Below are 20,888 nucleotides of genomic sequence, written 5' to 3'. Positions count from 1 at the left end.
CTGACGAACGAAGCGACGCAAAAGCGGACGCACAAGCCGACGCACACGAATAACAGCGGCGACGCATTGTGAGATGCGCACGCCCCGCAGACGCAACGGAGACGAGATGAATCGACGCGAGTTCATGCAAGTATTGGCAGTGGCGGCCGCAGGCGGGATGGCGCTGTCGCATCACGAGACGGCAGCGGCCAAGGCGGCTGCGGCGTTCTACGATCTGCCGAAGTTCGGCAACGTGCATCTGCTGCACTTCACCGATTGCCACGCGCAGTTGCTGCCGATCTACTTCCGTGAGCCGAGCGTCAATCTGGGCATTGGCGAGCAGGCCAACAAGGCACCGCACCTCGTGGGCGATGCCTTCCTGAAGGCCTACGGATTGCGTCCCGGCACGCAGGACGCCTATGCCTTCACCTATCTCGATTTCGCAGCCGCTTCGCGCACCTACGGCAAGGTTGGCGGCTTCGCGCATCTGGCGACGCTGGTCAAGCGCATGAAGGCGTCGCGTCCGGGCGCGCTGCTGCTCGACGGCGGCGACACGTGGCAAGGCTCCGGTACCGCCATGTGGACGAAAGGTCAGGACATGGTCGACGCCACGCTGGCCCTCGGCGTCGACGTCATGACGGCGCACTGGGAATTCACTTACGGCGCAGAGCGCGTGAAGTCCGTCGTCGAAGAACAGCTCAAGGGCAAGATCGACTTCGTCGCACAGAACGTGCAGACGAACGACTTCGGCGATCCGGTCTTCGCGCCGTACACCATCAAGACGATGAATGGTGTGCCGGTGGCGATCATCGGTCAGGCGTTCCCGTACACGCCGATCGCAAATCCGCGCTATTTCGTGCCGGACTGGACGTTCGGCATTCAGGAAGAGCGTTTGCAGTCGATGGTCGACGAAGTGCGCGGCAAGGGTGCGCAGGTGGTCGTGGTGCTCTCGCACAACGGCATGGACGTCGATCTGAAGCTGGCGTCGCGCGTGCGCGGCATCGACGCGATTCTCGGTGGCCACACGCATGACGGTGTGCCCAAGCCGGTCGTGGTGGCTAACGCCGGTGGCAAGACGCTCGTGACCAATGCGGGCTCGAACGGCAAGTTCCTCGCGGTGCTGGACTTCGACGTGAAGGGCGGCAAGCCGGTGGATTTCCGCTACAAGCTCCTGCCGGTGTTCGCGAACCTGCTACCGGCGGACACGCAGATGCAGGCGCTCATCGAACGCGTGCGCGCACCGTTCGCGGCGAAGCTGGCCGAGCCGCTGGCAGTCACCGAAGGCACGCTGTACCGCCGGGGCAATTTCAATGGCACCTTCGACCAGTTGCTGCTCGACGCCGTGATGGCCGAGAAGGACGCCGAGATCGGCTTCTCGCCGGGCTTTCGCTGGGGGACGTCGCTGCTGCCGGGCCAGGCGATCACGATGGAGCAACTGCTCGACCAGACGGCGATTACCTATCCGTACACGACGCTCACCCCCATGACCGGCGAGACGATCAAGACGGTGCTCGAAGACGTGGCGGACAACCTGTTCAACCCGGACCCGTATTACCAGCAGGGCGGCGATATGGTGCGGGTGGGCGGCATGGACTACACCATCGATCCGATGGCGCCGATGGGGCAGCGGATCTCGGAAATGCGCCTGAACGGCAAGCTCATCGAGGCGAGCAAGACCTACAAGGTGGCCGGTTGGGCGCCGGTGGCGGAAGGTGCGCAGGGGGAGCCGGTCTGGGACGTCGTGGCCCGCCATCTCAAGGCGCAAAAGACGATTGTCGCGAAAGCGCCGAAAGTCCCAGTCATCAAGGGAATGAAGGGCAATCTGGGGTCCGCCTGACGCGTCTGGAAAGCACAGGGATTGCTTGCCCGGCGGGCAATCCCGAGCAATTTTGTCGGCTGCTCGCCGCACAGGGAAAAATCGATATAATCAGGGCTTCGTGTGGGGCGGTAGCTCAGCTGGGAGAGCGTCGCGTTCGCAATGCGAAGGTCGGGAGTTCGATCCTCCTCCGCTCCACCAATAGGCCATCTTAGAGGGATGTCGAATCCCTTCAGACCCCGACGTAGCAAGGTCCGTGGTTCAGGCATTCTTGCAAATGACTGGAGTGCAGTCACACAAACGGACCGACCCAAATTGTGCGGCACGCGCCAATACTTCAGCCGGGGCTCTCCTTCCATTCGGCGCATCGTGCGCCAACGGGCAACGGTTTCGTTGAACTCGGCGAGTCATTCTTGCTGCCACTGCCACCGCGCGATCGGCGCGCACGCCGCACCCCCAGGCAAGCCGCTTACGCATTCAAGATCAACGCATGACATATACGATCGCCCTTCTCTACCTGGCATATATTTCCGTATTCGGCCCGGACGTTAAAAAAAATCCGGTGAAATATAACGTCAACCTCGTATTGGTCTTTCTGTTGATGGCGTTGATTGCCGGCCTGCGCTACCGGATGGCGCCAGACACGGTGTGGTACATGACATGGTTCGAGAATGAAGTCGAACCGCTCGGATCGGCTGGTTTCGACGATGTCTTTCACGGTAGATACGAACCGCTCTGGAACCTGCTCGCCATCCTTAGCAAGAGTGTTGGCGGGTACTTCCTCTTTCAGATCGTGGTGTCCACGATTCTCTCCTGGGCAGTCGTCGAGTTCTTCAAGAAGTCGACCAAGATGGTTTTTCTGGGCGTCGCGTTCTATGTCGCGTCCTGTTACGTGTACTTCAGCATGGAGATTCTGCGCGAGTCGCTCGCTATCTCGATGTTTCTGATGTCCGTCGTCTATTTGTCCCGGGAAAGATATTTCAAGATGGCGTTCGCGATGCTGTGCGCTATCGGGTTTCATAAATTCGCCGTATTCGGCATTTTTCTTCTTCTGGTGGCCAACCGGAAGATCGCGTTCAGAGTCAAGTTCTTCGCGGCGGCCGCGCTTGCCGTGTTCCTCGTGATCGTGGGCGACCCGATTACCTATGTGGAACCGCTCGTCGCCAGTGTCTCCAGCGCGGATCTTTCCTTTTACCGGCTCGACGTGAATCTCACGCTGGCGGGATACGCTTACAACATCCTGCGATTCTTACCGGTTCTGTACATCCTTTACGTCTTCAGAAAGTCGGAAATCCCGAATCTCCTGCTTTCCCGGCGAATTCTTTACAGCGGATGCCTCGTATACGCGTTGCTGATCGTCATCCGAATCACGGTCACGCCTTATGTGGACCGTATCGCGAACTACTTCGTGTTTTTCCCGCTGGTTCTTTTTGCGTGCACAGTGCCGACGTATATTGGCCATCTTCTCGGCGTGAAAAGGGCATCCGGTTTCGCCCCGTTCGTCTTGCTGGTCGTCGTGCTTTTCAACACGTTGCCGCTATTGAGCCCGAACGCGCAAAACGACATCCCGACATACAAACGTTATTTCCCCTATTACACGTTCCTGACGGGTACGACGGATCCGGATCGTGAGGAAATTTCGAGATTGGAGGCGAAAGAGTGAGTTGGGCAAACCCCGGCGGACGGGCACGCGGTCTTTCGAGTTAGGTAAAATGCATGATTCGAAAGGACGCAGGTGCCGGCATCGACCGCACCCGAAAGCGGCAGCTCGCTCGGGGAAGATTGACCGATGACATCGTTCGCTCTGCATGACAGAGGCACGCGTCATCTGCCGACGTTGGGTTATCGGCGATTGATATCCATGGATACTTTTATGTTCAACAAGAAAACTCTTCTCATTAGCGGCGGTACGGGATCGTTCGGAAATGCGGTGTTGCGTCGTTTTCTGGACTCGGATATCGGTGAAATCCGAATCCTGAGCCGGGACGAAAAAAAGCAGGACGACATGCGCAAGGCGTACAACAACCCCAAGCTGAAGTTCTATATCGGCGACGTACGCGACTATCAGTCAGTGATCAGCGCCGTTCGAGGGGTCGACTACATCTATCACGCTGCGGCGCTCAAGCAGGTGCCGTCGTGCGAATTCCACCCGCTCGAAGCCGTGAAGACCAACGTGCTGGGCACGGAGAACGTGCTTGAGGCCGCGATCAACTGCGGCGTCAAGCGTGTCGTCTGCCTGAGCACGGACAAGGCGGTGTACCCGATCAACGCGATGGGTATCTCCAAGGCCATGATGGAAAAGGTCATGGTGGCAAAGTCGCGCAACAGCAACTCGACGGTCATTTGCGCGACCCGCTACGGCAACGTCATGGCGTCGCGCGGTTCCGTGATTCCCCTGTTCGTCGATCAGATGCTCGCGGGCAAGCCGATCACGGCCACCGACCCGAACATGACGCGCTTCATGATGACGCTCGACGATGCCGTCGACCTGGTGCTGTATGCCTTCGAGAACGGGAAGCCGGGCGAAATCTTCGTGCAGAAGTCGCCTGCGGCGACGATTGCCACGCTGGCGCGCGCGCTGGCCGAACTGATGAAGAAGCCGGACTACCCGGTGGATATCATCGGCACCCGTCACGGCGAAAAGCTCTATGAAGTGCTGCTGAGCCGTGAAGAAATGGTGATGGCGCAGGATTCCGGCGATTACTACCGTGTTCCGCCCGATTTGCGCGACCTGAATTACGGCAAGTACATCGATCAGGGCGAAACTAAGATCTCCGAAGCAACCGACTATAATTCGCACAACACTACCCGACTCGACGTGGAAGGCATGAAGAAGTTGCTTCTGAAATTGCCGATGATCCAGGAGATCATTCCGCAGTAACGATTTCTGGGTCACGGCATGACCTCCGTGTCATTCGCCGCGACCGAGTCGTACGAAAGAGTCGCCCGTGAACCGGGGAAACACGTCAACGCATCGCATATGAAAGTACTTGTCACCGGATCCAACGGATTCATCGCACGAAATCTCATACTGAAGCTCTCCGAGTTCAAGGACGTGGACGTCGTGCGTTTCGACGCGCATAGCAACGTCGGGGATTTGCCCGGCATGCTCGACGGCGTCGAGTTCGTGTTCCATCTTGCCGGTGTCAATCGGTCGCCGGAGGCTGGGGATTTCGAGCGCGGCAATCGCGATCTGACACAAGCGCTCTGCGATGCGGTCGCTGCGGTGTACACGTCGACCGGACGTAAAATCCCCGTCCTCTTCACGTCGTCGACCCAGGCCGGGCGCGAAAGCCCGTACGGCCAGAGCAAGCTGGCGGCGGAGCAGGCGGTGCGCGCGCTGGCACAACGTCAAGGCATTCCGGCTTATGTCTTCCGGCTGCCGAATGTCTTCGGTAAATGGTGCAAGCCGAACTACAACTCCGCGGTCGCGACGTTCTGCCACAACACCGCGCGCGGTCTGCCCATCGAAATCCATGATCCGTCGGCCCGGCTGACGCTGGTCTACGTCGACGATGTGCTGCAACGATTCACCGATCTGCTGTTCGGCGCCGATGCGGCACCCGACTCCGAGGGCTTCGAGACCGTGACGCCGTCGTACACGACGACCGTCGGCGAAGTCGCCCAATCGATTCAGGCATTCAAGGAAGGCCGCAGCACGCTGATGACCGAGCGCGTCGGCACCGGTTTGCAACGGGCGCTCTATTCGACGTTCGTCAGCTACTTGCCGGTGACGGACTTCGCTTACACCGTGCCGCGCCACGAAGATCCGCGCGGCGTTTTCGTCGAGATGCTCAAGACGCCGGATTGCGGACAGTTTTCGTACTTCACGGCGCATCCGGGCATCACGCGCGGCGGCCACTATCACCACTCGAAGACCGAGAAGTTTCTCGTCATGAAGGGCCTGGCTAACTTCCGCTTCCGGCATATGGTGACGGGCGAGACGCACGAGTTCGTCACGAGCGGCGAGAAGGCGGAAATCGTCGAGACCGTGCCGGGATGGACGCACGACATCACCAACGTCGGCAACGACGAGCTGATCGTCATGCTGTGGGCCAACGAAGTGTTCGATCGCGCGCGACCGGACACCTATTCAAGCACTCTGTAAGACTACGATGAAGAAGCCAAAGATCATGACGGTGGTCGGGACCCGGCCGGAGATTATTCGCCTCTCGCGCGTTCTCGCCGCTCTCGACGTTCACTGCGATCACGTGTTGGTTCATACGGGTCAGAACTACGACTACGAGTTGAATCAGGTCTTCTTCGAGGACCTCGGCGTTCGCAAGCCCGACCATTTCCTGAACAGTGCCGAAGGCAGCCGCGGCGCCGCACAGACGATCGGCAATCTGATCATCGAGGTCGACCGCGTGCTCGACGAGGTGAAGCCCGAAGCCATTCTCGTGCTCGGCGACACCAATAGCTGCCTGTCCGTGATTCCAGCCAAGCGTCGTCAGATTCCGATCTTCCACATGGAAGCGGGTAATCGGTGCTTCGATCTGCGCGTGCCGGAAGAGACCAATCGCCGCATCGTCGACCATACGGCCGACATCAATCTGACGTACAGCAGCATTGCACGTGAGTATCTGCTGCGCGAGGGGCTTCCGCCGGATCAGGTGATCAAGACGGGCAGCCCGATGTTCGAGGTGCTCAACCACTATCTACCGTCCATCGACGCATCGGATGTTCTGCAGCGCCTGTCGCTCGAAGCCGATGGCTATTTCGTCGTGAGCGCGCATCGCGAAGAAAACATCGAACCCGAAGCCGGTTTCCGGAAGTTGGTGGATGTACTCAATGGCGTCGCCGAAGATCACAATCTGCCGGTGATCGTTTCGACCCACCCGCGCACCCGCAAGCGTATCGACGCCTCTGGCTCGACCTTCCACCCGCAAGTTCGTCTTCTGAAGCCGCTGGGCTTCCTCGATTACGTCAAGCTCCAGAAGTCGGCCAAGGCGGTGCTCTCCGACAGCGGTACGATCAGCGAAGAGTCTTCCATCCTCAACTTCCCGGCGCTGAATCTGCGCGAGGCGCACGAACGCCCGGAAGCGATGGAAGAGGCTTCCGTGATGATGGTGGGCCTGGAGATCGAGCGTGTTCGCCAGGGACTGGCGATCCTCGCGTCGCAACCGCGGGGCACCGAGCGCGGACTTCGGTTGGTCGAGGATTACAGCATGCCCAACGTGTCGGATAAGGTCGTGCGCATCATCCACAGCTACACGGACTACGTGCGCCGTGTGGTGTGGAAGAAATACTGACAATCGGGAAGTCGATGCGAATCGCTTTGGTGACAGAGAATTTCCCGCCCCAACGGACTTCCGGGGCGGTGCAGTTGCGCGACCTGGCGCGTGAGTTTGCGCGTCAGGGCCACGAATTGACGGTGATTCTGCCGTCGGCCGATATCGACAAGCCCTGGACGCTGGAGCACACCGAAGGCTACGACGTGCTACGTCTGAAGGCCCCGGAAACGAAGGGCATCGGTTACGTGCGCAGAACGCTCAGCGAATTCGTCATGCCGTTCGCGATGCGCCGGAATCTGCGGCGCAGTTCGTTCGCCGGAAAGACGTGGGAGGGTATCGTCTGGTATTCCCCATCGATCTTCCACGGCCCGCTCGTCAAATATTTGCAACGCCAGAGCGGCTGCAAGACCTATCTGATCATCCGCGACATCTTTCCGCAGTGGGCCGCTGATCTGGGTTTGATGGGGCGAGGCCTGCCGTACCGCTTTTTTGACACCGTCGCCCGGTATCAGTATTCCGTCGCCGACACGATCGGTGTTCAAACGGAAGGTAATGTCGGTTACTTCGACGATTGGGCGCGCACGCCGTCGCGAAAGGTCGAAGTGCTGCCGAACTGGCTGTACGAAGCGCCGGTGACCGGTTGTCCGATCACGATTGCGAACACGTCGCTGGCCGGCCGGAAGGTCTTTGTCTACGCGGGCAACATGGGCGTGGCGCAGGGCATGGACATCATGCTCGACCTCGTGGAGCGACTGCGTGCCCGTCCGGACGTCGGTTTTCTCTTCGTCGGTCGTGGCAGCGATGCAGCGCGTCTGGCGGAGATGGCGAAGGCGCGTGGGCTCGACAATGTCCTGTTCCACGACGAAATCCATCCGGACGAGATTCCCGGTTTGTACGCGCAGTGCCATATCGGACTTGTAGCGCTGGATCCTCGCCACAAGTCACACAACATCCCGGGGAAGTTTCTCTCGTACATGGCAAGCAGCTTGCCGGTACTGGCCAACATCAACCCCGGAAACGATCTGGCAAACCTCATTCGGACGAACCAGGTGGGGCAGGTCAGCGAAGACAATTCAGTGGAGACACTGGAGCGTCTCGCACTGAAACTGATCGATGAGCTTGACGTCGATACGGTCATCCGCTCGCGTTGCAAAGCCCTCTACGCAACGCTGTTTTCGCCTGAGACGAAAGTCCGTCAGATCGTCTCGGCGCTGAATGACCGTTAATCGGTCGTCGTGATCACTGGCTGCCGGTAAGCAGCTTCCTGTACAGCGCCTTCACTTCCGTATCGAAGGCGCTGTTGTACTGAGCCAGCGCCTGCGTCGACGGTCGATATTGCTCTGCCGGTGCCAATACCGCAGCCGCCATTTTCCGAGCCAACGCCTCGGGGTCTTCGCTCTTGAAAAACGACGTTTCCGGAATCAGCGTATTCGAGCGGAACATCGCAATATCGGAGCAAATCAGACCCGTTCCCAGTGCGAACGTCGTTCCGGGAATGCCGGAATTCGTACCCCGCTTATAGGGCAGCACGACGTAGTCGGCGTCCTCGATCAAATCGAAGTACCGTGCATCGGAAATGAATTCAGCGATCACGCTGACGCCGGGCACGCCCGAGAGCAGCGACATGGCCGCGTGATTCTGCGTCAGATTGGACGCGACGACGAGCCTCGCCGTGGTGCCATCGAAGGCTTCCGACTGCGCGAAAATCGACCATGCCTTCGCCAGAATATCCAACCCTTTCTCCGAGCGCGGATGGCCGACGAACAAGAACGTCACGCCGCGGCTCGTTGCGTCAGCCGCCCGCGCGCCGACCGCGGGCTTGCGCATGGAGACCGGGTCCATGATCGGAAATCCGTGCTGACTGATCGGACCGTCGAATCGGAAGCTGGATTTGAAGTCGTCGGCCGAATTCTTGTTGTGAATCAGAATCGTGTCCGCGAGATCAATGATCATCTGCTTGATACGGTGACGGGGCGTCACGTTCACATGCTGCGACTCGAACGGAATCACATCGTGCAGCGTCAGCATCAGCTTCCTGCGCAGCACTTTCTTCACGACGAGTAGAAACAAATACTCGGAGAAGTGCTCACTGATCAGGTTGTAATTGACGATCCTGGTCTTGTTCGTCGCAATGATGAAAAGCGACGCGATCAGTCCGTATATCAGTTCCAGATACCGCACGAAAAAGCGAAGATATTTGGACTTCTTCAGCTTGTTCGGGCCGGTCAGCTCCGTGTACTTGAAGAAGATCTTCCGGCCGTACGGAAACGGGAAGTAATGGTTCACCAGTGCTTCCTGTGCAAACTCTCCTTCCAGCGCCTTGTAGATACGATGCGTGTACAGCCCTGCCGAGCCTGCGGTGCCGAAGTAAAGATGAGTGATGTCGGTCATAGGGTGATCGTTAATGCACGGCGCATGCCGGTGCGGGATTCATGCACTGCCGGAGGGGGTGCCGGGGGTGCCGGTGGCGCTGTCCGTGCTCGGCGCGAGGCGATACGTCGCGGACAGTTCGCGACGCAGGTAGAGCAGAATCAGCAAATCGAAAAGTGCACGGCCCGACCACGCAATCGCGGCGCCGACGATCCCGACCGTATGCAGAATCAGCAGCAGCGTGGGCACGTAGACGATCGTTTCGAAGATGTGGATGAACGCCGTCGTACGCGACTTGCCTGCCGCCTGAATGTACGTGAACGGCACGCTCGCCAGCGAATTGAAAAAGATGCCCATGAACAGAATTGATGCGACCATCCACGACTGTTCGGCAAATTTCGCGCCGAGCCAGAGCGACAGCAACGGCTTGGAGAGGGCGGCGGCAGCCAGACAGATCGGCAGCATGATGTAGAGAATCAGCTTCACACTGCCCTTGTAAGACGATTCCGCTTCGTGGTGCTGCGAGCCGATGACGCTTGCGAGTCTGGGGAACAATGCGCCCGTCAATGCCACCGGAATGATCAGCATCCGGTTCGCGATCTCGAACGGCACGGTGTAGTACGCGACGGCTGTCGCGCCGAGCACTGACGAGATGAAGAAGCGATCGGCAGAGACGAGCAGCGGGCCGATGACGTTCGATGCCGTCGTCCAGCCGCCAAACGAGATCAGTTCCTTCACGTACGACCATTGAACGCCAGCACGCGTCAGACGCACATCGTACGTCTTGCTGACATACTGCCAGTGAATGGCAGCAACGAGCAGTCGCGTGACGATAAGGCTCAGCGAAATCCAGATCAGCGAATTCCCGATGCAGGCGACGACCACGGCCGGTGCGGCGAAGTTCAGGATGCCGAGAATGATGCGGAAGGTGCTTGAGATCTTGAAGTTCTCGAAAGCTTCCAGCACACCACGAAAGCCGATCGTCAGCGTGGTGATCGGAATGCCGATGGCCGAAATGATCAGCGACCAAAAGGTCTCATCGATCAGCGGGCCGCTCACATTCAGCCATTTGTTCGCCAGGATGTGAGCGAGCACGGCGAGCACCAGCATGCCGAACATGCCGGCAGCACCGGTGACGATCAGCCCACTCTGAATGATCGGACTCACCTCGTGTTTGCGTTCCGAATTCAGTATCGAGCTGACCTTCTGCGTGATGGCACGCCCGAGCCCGAGATCGAACAGGCTGAAGTAGCCGATGAGCGTCCAGATCAGCGTCAGAATCCCGAACGCCTCCACCCCGAGGTGGCGCAGCAAATAGGGAACGGTGACGGCGGCGACAAGTAGAGGCCCCCCCAGTCCTGCCAGATTCCAAAGGGAGTTTTTCTTTATCGACATGGTGCGAGATTCCTAATTTCCGTAACGGGAGTTCATGCGTTGGAATATCGCTTATCCGTACATGAATGCATCTGAACGCAAAAAACGATTGACCGCCCGGCTACGCCTGGTGGAGTTTCTTTTTGGCCAGATGTTGATAGTTCGGCTGCAAGAGGCGGCTGACGCGATAAACGATATTCGCTGCCGCCCGATAGAAGAAGCTATTGAAGTGGGTCTTCTTCGCGTTCGCGTCGACCCACAGAATCTGCGATTGTTTGACGCGTAGCTTGTTCTTCTTGATGAACACTTCGAGCAGGATTTCGTGCATGTATCCGAACACGCGTACCTGATGGATGGGATAGTGCGTCGGATCGATGCGGCGCTCGACTTCCAGCAGGATGTCGAAGACCCAACTGCAATAGCGCGTGAAGGTGTCCCAGTTCATGATGAACATGTTGTGCCCGATCATCTTGTTGTTCTCGTACAGATGAACGCGGTATGCATCCAGATACTCTGGGTACTTCTCTTTCACGACACGCTGCAAAACGGCGAAGTCTTCGTCGTTGTAATTCATGCTGCACACGCGGGCGATGCTGTAGGCGTATGTGTAGGGCACCGGCGCCACAACGTCGGCATCGCGAAAAAGGTCCTGCGCTGCGGGCAAGGTGTAATTGTCGACAAATTTCTGACCCTGAGCGATGTCGAGAATCGCGATGGGTTTGCCGCCGTCAAGCTGGAAATTGAAGAATCGCCGATAGCTGCAAAGCCCAACGTAAGGCACCTTCTCCATGTGCTTCCAGGCCCAGTACAGTCCCGTCATCTCGGACCAGTGACGATTGCGAGCACTGATGTTGTCGCCAACGTCGTCGCCCTGCATCGGCAGATGGGTGTCCATCTCGCTGGCGCCGCACTGGATGTTGAAGAGAAACGGTCGGTCGGTGTTGATCAGTGCCTTGTTGTGGTACAGGCAAAGCAGCTTGATATCGTCTTCGTTGTTCATTTTAAAAAGTCAGATCTCACTGACTTGCGGCGTTGAACGCAAGTCGACGAAGCGCATTGGCTTGGGGCTGAGCTTCCGAGAACTCGTTCGGCGCAATTTTTTGCGTCGACTTGATGATCTCGACATACTTCGCGAAATTCTCGGCGACGGAGTAGTGGGTTTTCGCGTAGGTGTAGCACTTCTCAGCCACAGCCTGATAGTCGGATTCGACCGCGTCGATCACGGTGGCGATATCGGCAACATCCGGACCTGCGCTGTTCATCAGCTCGGAGCCGTCGCACCCCAGCGGTTTGTCGTAGAACAACCCGCCGCAAATCGCCTTGTCGAACAATGCATGGTCGTAACTCGCAAGCGCGATGACGACCGGGATCCGGTAACGGGCCAGCTCGACCAGCGAGGTGCCCATGGCGTAGCCGATCGAATGCCTGACGATTTCGTCACGAATCTTGTCGTAAGGCATTTCGCCGACATAACGCACGCGAGCGGGATCTACGTTGAATTTACGAATGGCTTCGTCGATTTGAGATTTGTCGCCATTGCCGACGATGGTCAGCGTGTAGTCCGGGCGACTCCCGAGAAACTCGACCATTGCGCAAATGGCAGGGATCTTGAAGTCGACGATGCGGCCGATCCAGATAATCGACTTATCGGCGGCGTTCACGCCCTGAATCGGATCGGCGTCGGAAAACGACGGCAGCGGCACGATGCGGCGTGTCGGGACATGGACATTGAACGTACGCTCCCAATGATCGGCAATGACCTGGGCCATACAAATCAACCCTTCCTTGTCGTTGATCTTCTTGAGCAGCGTCCGATTGAAGTCGATCAACGAGCGATTGCCGAACGAGCGCTTCTTCGTCAACACATAGCGCGCTTTGTCGACCAGCGTCTGACCGAGATACAGATCGTCCTGGATGTGAAGAATCAGGTGCGACAACGCCATGTTGTCGATGCGACGGCTCAATGCGCGCGCGAGATGAAGGTCGCGCATGCAGAACGTCACGAAACGGGTCTCCGCCTGCTCGCCGATTTCCCCGGCGATCTTTGTGAGCAACGCCTCCTGACGCTCGCGCGTCAGATAGAAGTAATTCAGATCGCCGCCAAGGGCGACGACCTTGCCCTTGGCCGTCGGAGAAGCGGCCAGCTTCTGCTCGATAAAGCTCCCCTCTCCACATATCGCAATGTAGTCCTCACCCACCGAGTCGAGATACTCGCAAAAGCGCACGAAGAGCGTCTCTCCGCCACCAAGATAAGAATTTGCGTTGTACAGAACGATCATGCGCGCGGGGTTGCCTGAATAGGTGAGTGAGTGTCGTGATTCGGGAGCGATATTTCGACTTCAGCCGGTGTTACCCGCAGATCTCGATGATCGAGGCGGCGACATACTTCGCCTCTTCTGCCGTCAGTACCGGGCTCATCGGAATGCTGAGAATCGTTTCGTGAATACGCTCGGAGATGGGCAGACTTCCCTTCTCCAGATTCAGGTCGCGATAGGCTTCTTGCAAGTGCGGCGGAATCGGGTAGTGAATGATGGTGCCGATCTGCTTCTCGGCCAGCTTCGCCTGCAGACGGTCGCGATCGTTAAAGCGAACCGCAAAAATGTGGAACACCGATTCGCACGTCGACAGCGTCTTCGGGAGAATCAGATGGCCGGACTTCGACAGCGCGTCCAGATAGACGTCAGCCACTTCGCGGCGCTTCTGATTCTCCGCATCCAGATACGTCAGCTTCTTGCGCAGAATCGCGGCTTGCATCTCGTCCAGACGGCAGTTAAAGCCTTTGACTTCGTTGTGATACTTCTTGCTCGAACCGTAGTTCAGCAACAGCCGCACCTTCTCTGCCAGCGCCGGATCGTTGGTCGTGACACCACCGGCGTCGCCGAGTGCACCGAGGTTCTTGCCCGGGTAGAAACTGAAACCCGCGGCGTCGCCCAGCGCGCCGGCCTTCTTGCCCTTGTACGTCGCGCCGTGCGCCTGTGCGGCGTCTTCGATCACTTTGAGGCCGTGACGCTTCGCGATAGCGTTGATCGGGTCCATATCGGCCGTCTGACCGTACAGGTGAACCGCAAGAATGGCCTTCGTCTTCGAGGTAATGGCCGCTTCGATCTTCGCGGGGTCGATGTTATAGGTGGCTTCGTCCGGCTCCACCGGCACGGGCGTCGCGCCCGCGTAGGTCACTGCCAGCCACGTGGCAATGTAGGTATTGGACGGCACGATGACTTCGTCGCCGGGGCCGATGTCGTAAGCACGGAGAATCAGATGCAGCGCATCCAGACCGTTGCTTACGCCGATAGCGTGCTCGACGCCGCAATAATTGGCAAATTCGCTCTCGAACGCACGCACTTCCTGACCGAGGATGTACCAGCCGGAATTGAGCACGCTAACCATCGTCTGCGTGAGTTCTGCCTCGTGAGCGAGGTTGATTTTCTTGAGATCGAGGAAAGGGATGTTCATTTTAGGGTTCTGAGTATGCGAGCGGGGTTTCCGGCGACAACCGCGTTTTCCGGGACGTTTTTGGTCACGACACTGCCGGCGCCGATCATGGCACCCTTGCCGATTTCAATGCCTGGCAGGATGGTGGCATTGGCACCGATCGAAGCGCCTTCCCGAACAATCGTTTTGGCAAATGTGTCGGGGTAGACCTTCGATCTCGGGAAGTTGTCGTTCGAGAAGGTGACGTTGGGGCCGATGAAGACGTCGTTCTCAATGACGGTTCCATCCCATAGCTGAACGCCGCACTTGACCGTGACACGGTCACCGACCTGAACGTCGTTCTCGATGAAGCAGTGCGAGCAAATGTTGCAGTCGTTGCCGATCACGGCACCGGGCAACACCACAACGAATTGCCAGATCTTCGTGCCTTCGCCGATCGACTGACTCTGGACATCGCTGAAGGGGCTAAGCATCTCAGACTCCTTGCGTCGCTTGGGTTGCCGGGCCGACGAGCTTCAGGAAGTCGCTGTAGTCGCGGATGTAATCCTTCGCATCGTAATGATGCGACGCAAACACGAGCAGCAAGGCGTCGGGCGAATACTTGTACTGAATGCCCCAGACCATCGGCGGTATATAGACGCCAGTGCTGGGGTCGCGCAATTCGACTTCCGCGCGCTTGTGGCCGTCGTCGACGACGACAGAGCAACTACCGCGAACGCAGATCAGAAACTGATGGCATTCGTGGTGCGCGTGCTCGCCGCGGATTTCGCTGCTAGGCACGTCGTACACCATGAAGTAGCGCAGCGGGGCGAAGGGGATCTGTTGTTCGAACTCACCCACAGTCAAATTGCCGCGCAAGTCCGGAATCACCGGGAAGCGGAAGATCTCGACACCGGCGACGTCCAGGGCGGTGCGCGGCTCGCGGCGCTCGGTGACAGTCTTCGACTGCACTTCCGGACGGTTGGTGTTCACGTAGCCGACGATCGTCGCCGGATTGCCTTCGACGATCGCACCCGGCGGAATGGCGCGCGTGACGATCGTGCCGGGGCGCACCTTCGCACCGGCACAGATGCGCACGCCCGGATAGATGATGACACCCTCGCCGATCACGACGTTGTCTTCGACGACGACGTCGGCGTCAGCGTTCGGATCGTCCGGCGTGGCGAACACGACATGGCTGCGAATGTGCACATCGTTGCCCAACGTGACGCCCTTCGGAATGCACACGCCGACGCCGATGGTGGAATTCTGTCCCATCACCGTTTCGGGAGAGACGAACGAGAGCGTGTCGTCCTTCGATGAAACTGATTTGCTGGTACTCACTTCCATGGATTGATCTTGTCTGAAGGGTATGGTGAATAGTGCCGTTACGGGGCTTCGGGCGGGTTAGCTCGGGTCAGGTCGCTTCAGGTCGCGTTAAGGCGTACGTCCATAGGTATCTTCGAAGCGCACGATATCGTCTTCGCCCAGATAGCTACCCGATTGCACCTCGATGATTTCCAATGGAATTTTTCCCGGATTGGTCAGGCGGTGCACTTCCCCCAGGGGGATGTGGACGCTTTGATTCTCGGTGAGCACTTTGGTGGCTTCACCAACGACGACCTCGGCCGTTCCCTTGACGACGATCCAGTGCTCGGCCCGATGGTGGTGCTTCTGCAAGCTCAGGCTCGCACCCGGCCTGACCTGGATGCGTTTGACCTGGAATCGTCGGCCGGTGTCGACCGTGTCGTACCAGCCCCACGGACGATGCACCTTGCGATGCAGCGCGTGCTCTTCACGATCCTTCTGTGCCAGCGCGCCCACGATGTGCTTGACGTCCTGACTGCGTGAACGGTTCGCCACGAGGACGGCGTCGGCGGTTTCGACGACGATCATGTCCTCGACGCCGACGAGCGCCACGAGGCGGTGCGACGCATGGACCAGCGAGCGCTTCGTGCCGGTGGTCAGCACGTCGCCGACACAGGCATTGCCGGATTCGTCCTTAGGCGACGCTTCGAGCACGGCGTCCCACGAGCCGAGATCGCTCCAGCCGGCGTCCAGCGGCACCATCGTCATTGCGTAGGCACTGCCCGGACAGCGTTCGATGACTGCGTAGTCGACGGACTCGGCCGGGATGTCGTGAAACGCCGCCTTGGCGGGCCGCACGAAGCGCGCACCGAGGGATACCTCGCGGCTGCTGTCGCTCCAGGCGGTCGAGGTGGCGAGCGAGATATCCGCACGGAATTCGGCGATGGCGCGCAGCCAGGTCGACGCTTTGACGACGAAGATGCCCGCATTCCAGAAATACCCGCCGTCCGCCAGATATCGTTGCGCTGTCGCGGCGTCCGGCTTCTCGACGAATTCGCGTACTTCCAGCACGCCGTCCGGGCGGGTGGCACCGGCGCGGATGTAACCGTAGCCGGTCGCGGGCTGATCGGGCCGAATGCCCAGCACCACGATGCCGCCTTTGACGGCTTCGTGTATCGCAGTGCGCATGGCTGTGGTGAAGGCGTCGCTGTCCTCGATCACCTGATCGGACGGCGTGACCACGAGGACCGGGTCCTGCCCTTCGGCGCACGCTTCCAGAGCCGCGAGCGTCAGCGCCGGGGCGGTATTCTTACTCTCGGGCTCCAGCAACGCTGCACCGGCGCTCACGCCGATTTCGCGTAACTGCTCCGCCAGCAGGAAACGATGCTCCTCGTTGCTGACTACGATGGGATCGGCAATCGCGATGGCGTCGTTGCCCAGGAGCAGCGAGCGCTTAACGGATAGCTGGAACAGGCTCTCGTTTCCCGTCAGGCACAGGAACTGTTTCGGAAAACCAGCACGGGACAACGGCCACAGGCGCGTGCCGGAACCGCCGCAGAGGATGACGGGGGTGACGTGGATCATGCTTCGCGTTCCTTGATCTCTTCGGAGGAGGCGATTTCGGATTTCAAGAGATCGATCTCCATTTTGAGTGCGTCATATTCCTCCATCTTTCGCTTGAGGAACCGGCTCGTCAGATCGGCCTTTTCGACAATGCCCCTCGGCGTGAGGATGTACACATAGCCGAACTTGTTTTTCGAGTTGGCGAAATTCAGCATTTTCACCCACCCTTTTTCCATCAACGACTTTAGGCAATAGTTCAGCCCGCCGACACTGACGCCCAGTTTGGCGGCCAGCTCACGCTGAGTCAGGTCGGGGTTCTCATACAAGATACGCATGACACGGAAATACGTATCCTCTTGTAATTTCGCTTGTCTACTGGTCATAAGTCTGGTGGATTGGTCAGCGACTGTAGTCGGAAGCGGGCTCGATCAACGGCGCAGCAGCGCGTTTTGACCGATCAATTGGAAATAACGATTGATGCAGCCATTCGATAGGCGAGCACTTCTGTAAGAGTTCGAACAATTCTACTTTAGTCTACGCTGCCGAGGTTCGGAAAACGTCACTGGCGGCCTGTTAAAATCCCGCAATGTTTCCGACGATGCTTTTGGACGTTGTCCCGAGTCGTCGGGCGGGCAGTCATACAATGCAGAAAATTTCTTAAGGTCGAAACATGCGTAGTGGTGAAACGTCGACGAGTAAAAGACTCGTTCTGGTTGAGCTCAACGAAATCAATTTCGACGTTGTGTCGAAATACACTGAGGCGTTTCCTGGCCGTTTCCCGGCGCTTGCCCAACTGACGGCCGGTGCCGGCATCAGTACGACGTGCGAGCGCAACTACGAAGAACTTGAGCCCTGGATTCAGTGGGCGTCGGTTCACAGCGGACAGACGTATCCCGAGCACGGCATCTTCCGCCTCGGCGATATCGTCGGCTCGAACGTACCGCAGGTGTTCGAGCAGCTCGAGCGCAGCGGACTGCGCGTGGGTTGCGTGTCGGCGATGAATGCCGAGAACCGTCTCAATGCGCCTGCCTATTTCATTCCCGACCCCTGGACCGCGACGCCGAGCGACGACTCCTGGTGGAGCCGAGTGCTGACGTCTGCCGTCTCGCAGACCGTGAACGACAACGCGCAGGCTCGCATCACGTTGCGCAGCGCGATGCACCTTGGGCTCGGACTGCTGCGCTTCGCACAGGTCAAGCACTACGGCCTGTATGCGAAGTTGATCGCCGGCAGCCGCGGCGCGTCGTGGCGCAAGGCCCTTGTGCTGGACCTGCTGCTGCACGATATCCACGCGAAGCTCTTCGCCAAGCATCGTCCGAACTTCTCCACGGTTTTCCTGAACGCCGGCGCGCACATCCAGCACCACTATTTCTTCAATTCGAAGGTATTGACGGGGCAGGCGAAGATGGCCAACCCGGCGTGGTACGTCGACGCGGACGTCGATCCGATTGCCGAGATGCTGAGCGTCTACGACCGCCTGATTGCCGATAGCGTGAGCTTCCCCGGTACCGAGGTCATCGTTGCGACGGGCTTGTCGCAGTTGCCGTACGACCGCGTTAAGTATTACTACCGCCTGAAGGACCACAACGCGTTCATGCAGCTGATCGGTGTGCGGTGCAAGTCGATTCAGCCGCGCATGACGCGCGACTTCCTGCTCGAATTCGGGTCCGCCGAAGAAGCGCTTGCAGCGCAATCGCGGTTGTCCGAATTGCGCGTGGTGAAGGACGGACTGCCCGTGTTCGGCGAAATCGACAATCGTGGCGACAGTCTGTTCGTGACGCTCACGTATCCGCACGAGATTGCCGACGATCTTCGCGTGACGTTCGGTGACGAACAGTGGCCGCTTGCACCGTATGTGGCTTTCGTTGCGATCAAGAACGGCATGCATCAGGAGAAGGGCTTTTCGTACTTCACGCGGGGTGTCGCGCAATACGCGCCGAGCGACCGCAGCCACGTCAAGGAATTGCATTCGACGATCCTGCAATTCTTCGGACGCGATCGACAAAGCAGTCACGCGTAAGCCTTCACGCATACGCGCGGCGTTCCGGGCGACGCCTCAACTCGCCCGGCGTGAAACCGAGTGTTTTCACGGTGTTCGCCTTCGGTGTCACGCGCTTCTCAGTTCCTGCCTTCATCGATACATCCCCTCGGCCGTTCCTTGACAGGTTAGTTTTCCGACCTAACCTAAAGAAAGTTGAACGCGGACGTCGGGCGGTGCCGCCCCGTGGGCGCGCCTTGTGAATCAGTCTCTCGATCGCCCGGGGATCGTTTCGATCCGCCGGCAAAGGCAGAAGCGATGGCGCTGCCGATTCTCCTGATCGTCGTAGTCGTCGCCGCGCTCGCCTTTCATTTCTGGAGTCCGTGGTGGCAGACCCCGCTGGCGTCGAACTGGCACCAGATGGACGACACCCTCACCCTTACGCTGGTGATCACCGGCGTAGCCTTCGTCGTCATCAATCTTTTCGTTGCATGGGCGATTTTTCGCTACCGTCATCGCGACGGGCACCGTGCGGCGTATCAACCTCATAACCGGCGTCTCGAATTCTGGCTGATCGGCATTACGACGGTCGGTATCGTCGCCATGCTCGCGCCGGGACTGTTCGTCTACGCGAAGCTGATCGACCCGCCGAAGGACGCCCATGTCGTCGAAGTCGTCGGCCAGCAATGGCAGTGGCGCTTCCGTCTGCCGGGGCCGGACGGACGGCTCGGCACATCGGACCCCAGCTACGTTACCGCCGACAATCCGCTGGGTCTGAACCCCAAGGATCCGGCGAATCAGGACAACCGCATCGTCGACGCGCCCGAGCTGCACCTGCTCGTCGGCCAGCCGGTGAAATTGCTGCTGCGCGCAAAAGACGTGCTGCACGACTTCTACGTCCCGCCGTTTCGCACGCGGATGAACATGGTCCCGGGCATGGTCACGCAGATGTGGCTCACACCGACCCGTACGGGACGCTTCGACATCCTCTGCGCCCAGCTATGCGGCGTGGGGCACGCCAACATGCGCGGCGTGGTCGTCGTGGACGATAAGCCCGCCTATGACGCCTGGGTGGCCAAACTCCCCACCTTTGCTGCACTGCAAACGCAGCACGCTGGAGCGGGCGCGCTGGATCCGCTCGCCGCGAAGGGCAAGTTGCTCGCGCAGGCCAAAGGATGTGCCGGTTGCCATTCGGTGGATGGTTCGGCAGGCGTTGGACCGACCTGGCACGGGCTTTACGGGAAGACGGAGACGTTCCAGGATGGGAGTTCAGCGCATGTCGACGACGCCTACCTGACCGAATTCATCCGCAACCCGACGGCACGCGTGCCCAAGGGCTTCGCCCCGATCATGCCTAAACTGGAGCTAAGCGACGACGATCTGAAGGCGCTCATCGCCTACATCCGGACGCTGGGTGCCCAACCGGCAGTGCAGCCCGGGGCGCCCGCGCCGACCACGCCGTCTGCTTCATCCGACACATCTCATCCGTCCGCCATGCTCAAACCTGTCCGACATCTCGCTATTCCGCTCACCGCCGCTGCCTTGGCGGTCACAGCCGTCCCTGCACAGGCTTCGGCCCTAACCGACGCGCCCGCAATGCAACTCGCGCAGAACACGCTTCAGTCGCCGCGCCCGCCGGTGCAATACGCACCGCTGACGCCATCCGCATCCGGCAGCCAGACGAGTCAGGGAACGCAGTCGCCGTCCCAGCCTGCGCGCCGCCAAGGGGGCACGCCGGGCCTGCCGTTACAGAACGATCCGAACACGTACGCCCCGCCGCTGGCGATTCCGCCACGGCAGTCCACCGGTCCGCAATCGCCGGGACCGGCGCAACCGAGTGTGCCGATGATTCGAC

The 20,888-nt window shown here is 59.2% G+C and carries 16 protein-coding genes, 1 tRNA gene and 1 pseudogene; 9 read left to right on the top strand and 9 right to left on the bottom strand.

Translation table 11 applies throughout. The annotated features are described in order from the left end of the window. Nucleotides 1-106: 106 nt before the first annotated feature. From soxB to ACIQWO_RS08775, 7 genes are all read left to right on the top strand, one after another. Nucleotides 107-1,816, top strand: coding sequence for a thiosulfohydrolase SoxB (gene soxB / locus ACIQWO_RS08805; protein ID WP_402822114.1), 1,710 nt, complete (start codon nucleotides 107-109; stop codon nucleotides 1,814-1,816). Nucleotides 1,817-1,920: 104 nt separating this feature from the next. Beyond that, a tRNA-Ala gene (locus ACIQWO_RS08800) sits at nucleotides 1,921-1,996 on the top strand. A 289-nt stretch (nucleotides 1,997-2,285) separates the two neighbouring features. Further along, the gene (locus tag ACIQWO_RS08795) at nucleotides 2,286-3,458 is read left to right on the top strand and encodes an EpsG family protein (protein WP_402822112.1); all 1,173 of its coding nucleotides are present in this window, start codon (nucleotides 2,286-2,288) and stop codon (nucleotides 3,456-3,458) included. A 210-nt stretch (nucleotides 3,459-3,668) separates the two neighbouring features. Continuing rightward, on the top strand, nucleotides 3,669-4,676 hold the full coding sequence (locus tag ACIQWO_RS08790) for a polysaccharide biosynthesis protein (RefSeq protein WP_402822110.1): 1,008 nt from the start codon (nucleotides 3,669-3,671) through the stop codon (nucleotides 4,674-4,676). A gap of 99 nt (nucleotides 4,677-4,775) precedes the next feature. Continuing rightward, a complete protein-coding gene (locus tag ACIQWO_RS08785) occupies nucleotides 4,776-5,903 on the top strand; it encodes an NAD-dependent epimerase/dehydratase family protein (protein ID WP_402822107.1) in 1,128 nt (375 codons plus the stop codon). Between the two features lie 7 nt (nucleotides 5,904-5,910). Beyond that, the gene (wecB, locus tag ACIQWO_RS08780; protein ID WP_402822104.1) at nucleotides 5,911-7,047 is read left to right on the top strand and encodes a non-hydrolyzing UDP-N-acetylglucosamine 2-epimerase; all 1,137 of its coding nucleotides are present in this window, start codon (nucleotides 5,911-5,913) and stop codon (nucleotides 7,045-7,047) included. A gap of 14 nt (nucleotides 7,048-7,061) precedes the next feature. Continuing rightward, nucleotides 7,062-8,255 (top strand): glycosyltransferase family 4 protein, encoded by a 1,194-nt coding sequence (locus tag ACIQWO_RS08775; RefSeq protein ID WP_402822101.1) that lies wholly within the window; start codon nucleotides 7,062-7,064, stop codon nucleotides 8,253-8,255. Between the two features lie 13 nt (nucleotides 8,256-8,268). On the opposite strand, the gene ACIQWO_RS08770 is transcribed toward ACIQWO_RS08775, so the two are convergent. The 9 genes from ACIQWO_RS08770 to ACIQWO_RS08730 all read right to left on the bottom strand — a co-directional run bounded on the left by ACIQWO_RS08770 (nucleotide 8,269) and on the right by ACIQWO_RS08730 (nucleotide 17,438). Continuing rightward, the gene (locus ACIQWO_RS08770; RefSeq protein WP_402822098.1) at nucleotides 8,269-9,420 is read right to left on the bottom strand and encodes a glycosyltransferase; all 1,152 of its coding nucleotides are present in this window, start codon (nucleotides 9,418-9,420) and stop codon (nucleotides 8,269-8,271) included. 39 nt (nucleotides 9,421-9,459) lie between these two features. Continuing rightward, complete coding sequence (locus ACIQWO_RS08765; protein WP_402822095.1) at nucleotides 9,460-10,794, bottom strand: flippase; 1,335 nt, start codon at nucleotides 10,792-10,794, stop codon at nucleotides 9,460-9,462. Nucleotides 10,795-10,894: 100 nt separating this feature from the next. After that, entirely contained in the window at nucleotides 10,895-11,773 is an 879-nt protein-coding gene (locus ACIQWO_RS08760; RefSeq protein ID WP_402822092.1) for a DUF4422 domain-containing protein, read from the bottom strand. Nucleotides 11,774-11,789: 16 nt separating this feature from the next. Further along, entirely contained in the window at nucleotides 11,790-13,052 is a 1,263-nt protein-coding gene (locus ACIQWO_RS08755) for a hypothetical protein (RefSeq protein WP_402822089.1), read from the bottom strand. Nucleotides 13,053-13,122: 70 nt separating this feature from the next. Further along, nucleotides 13,123-14,226, bottom strand: coding sequence for a DegT/DnrJ/EryC1/StrS family aminotransferase (locus ACIQWO_RS08750; RefSeq protein WP_402822086.1), 1,104 nt, complete (start codon nucleotides 14,224-14,226; stop codon nucleotides 13,123-13,125). Further along, on the bottom strand, nucleotides 14,223-14,678 hold the full coding sequence (locus ACIQWO_RS08745) for an acyltransferase (protein WP_402822083.1): 456 nt from the start codon (nucleotides 14,676-14,678) through the stop codon (nucleotides 14,223-14,225). Before ACIQWO_RS08745 ends, ACIQWO_RS08750 begins: the two co-directional genes overlap by 4 nt. A gap of 1 nt (nucleotide 14,679) precedes the next feature. Continuing rightward, on the bottom strand, nucleotides 14,680-15,534 hold the full coding sequence (locus ACIQWO_RS08740) for a WxcM-like domain-containing protein (RefSeq protein WP_402822080.1): 855 nt from the start codon (nucleotides 15,532-15,534) through the stop codon (nucleotides 14,680-14,682). A gap of 87 nt (nucleotides 15,535-15,621) precedes the next feature. After that, the gene (locus ACIQWO_RS08735; protein WP_402822077.1) at nucleotides 15,622-17,076 is read right to left on the bottom strand and encodes a mannose-1-phosphate guanylyltransferase/mannose-6-phosphate isomerase; all 1,455 of its coding nucleotides are present in this window, start codon (nucleotides 17,074-17,076) and stop codon (nucleotides 15,622-15,624) included. Continuing rightward, the gene (locus ACIQWO_RS08730) at nucleotides 17,073-17,438 is read right to left on the bottom strand and encodes a MarR family EPS-associated transcriptional regulator (RefSeq protein WP_402822074.1); all 366 of its coding nucleotides are present in this window, start codon (nucleotides 17,436-17,438) and stop codon (nucleotides 17,073-17,075) included. Before ACIQWO_RS08730 ends, ACIQWO_RS08735 begins: the two co-directional genes overlap by 4 nt. Nucleotides 17,439-17,797: 359 nt before the next feature. Between ACIQWO_RS08730 and ACIQWO_RS08725 the strand changes: the two genes are divergently transcribed. Both ACIQWO_RS08725 and ACIQWO_RS08720 read left to right on the top strand, forming a co-directional pair. Further along, the gene (locus ACIQWO_RS08725) at nucleotides 17,798-19,075 is read left to right on the top strand and encodes a hypothetical protein (RefSeq protein ID WP_402822071.1); all 1,278 of its coding nucleotides are present in this window, start codon (nucleotides 17,798-17,800) and stop codon (nucleotides 19,073-19,075) included. Nucleotides 19,076-19,351: 276 nt separating this feature from the next. Continuing rightward, nucleotides 19,352-20,479: pseudogene (locus ACIQWO_RS08720) on the top strand (c-type cytochrome); the annotation flags it as partial. Nucleotides 20,480-20,888 lie beyond the last annotated feature (409 nt).

Source organism: Pandoraea sp. NPDC090278 (assembly GCF_044772185.1).
Classification (GTDB): Bacteria; Pseudomonadota; Gammaproteobacteria; order Burkholderiales; family Burkholderiaceae; genus Pandoraea.
This window is presented reverse-complemented; position numbering and strand designations above follow the sequence as displayed.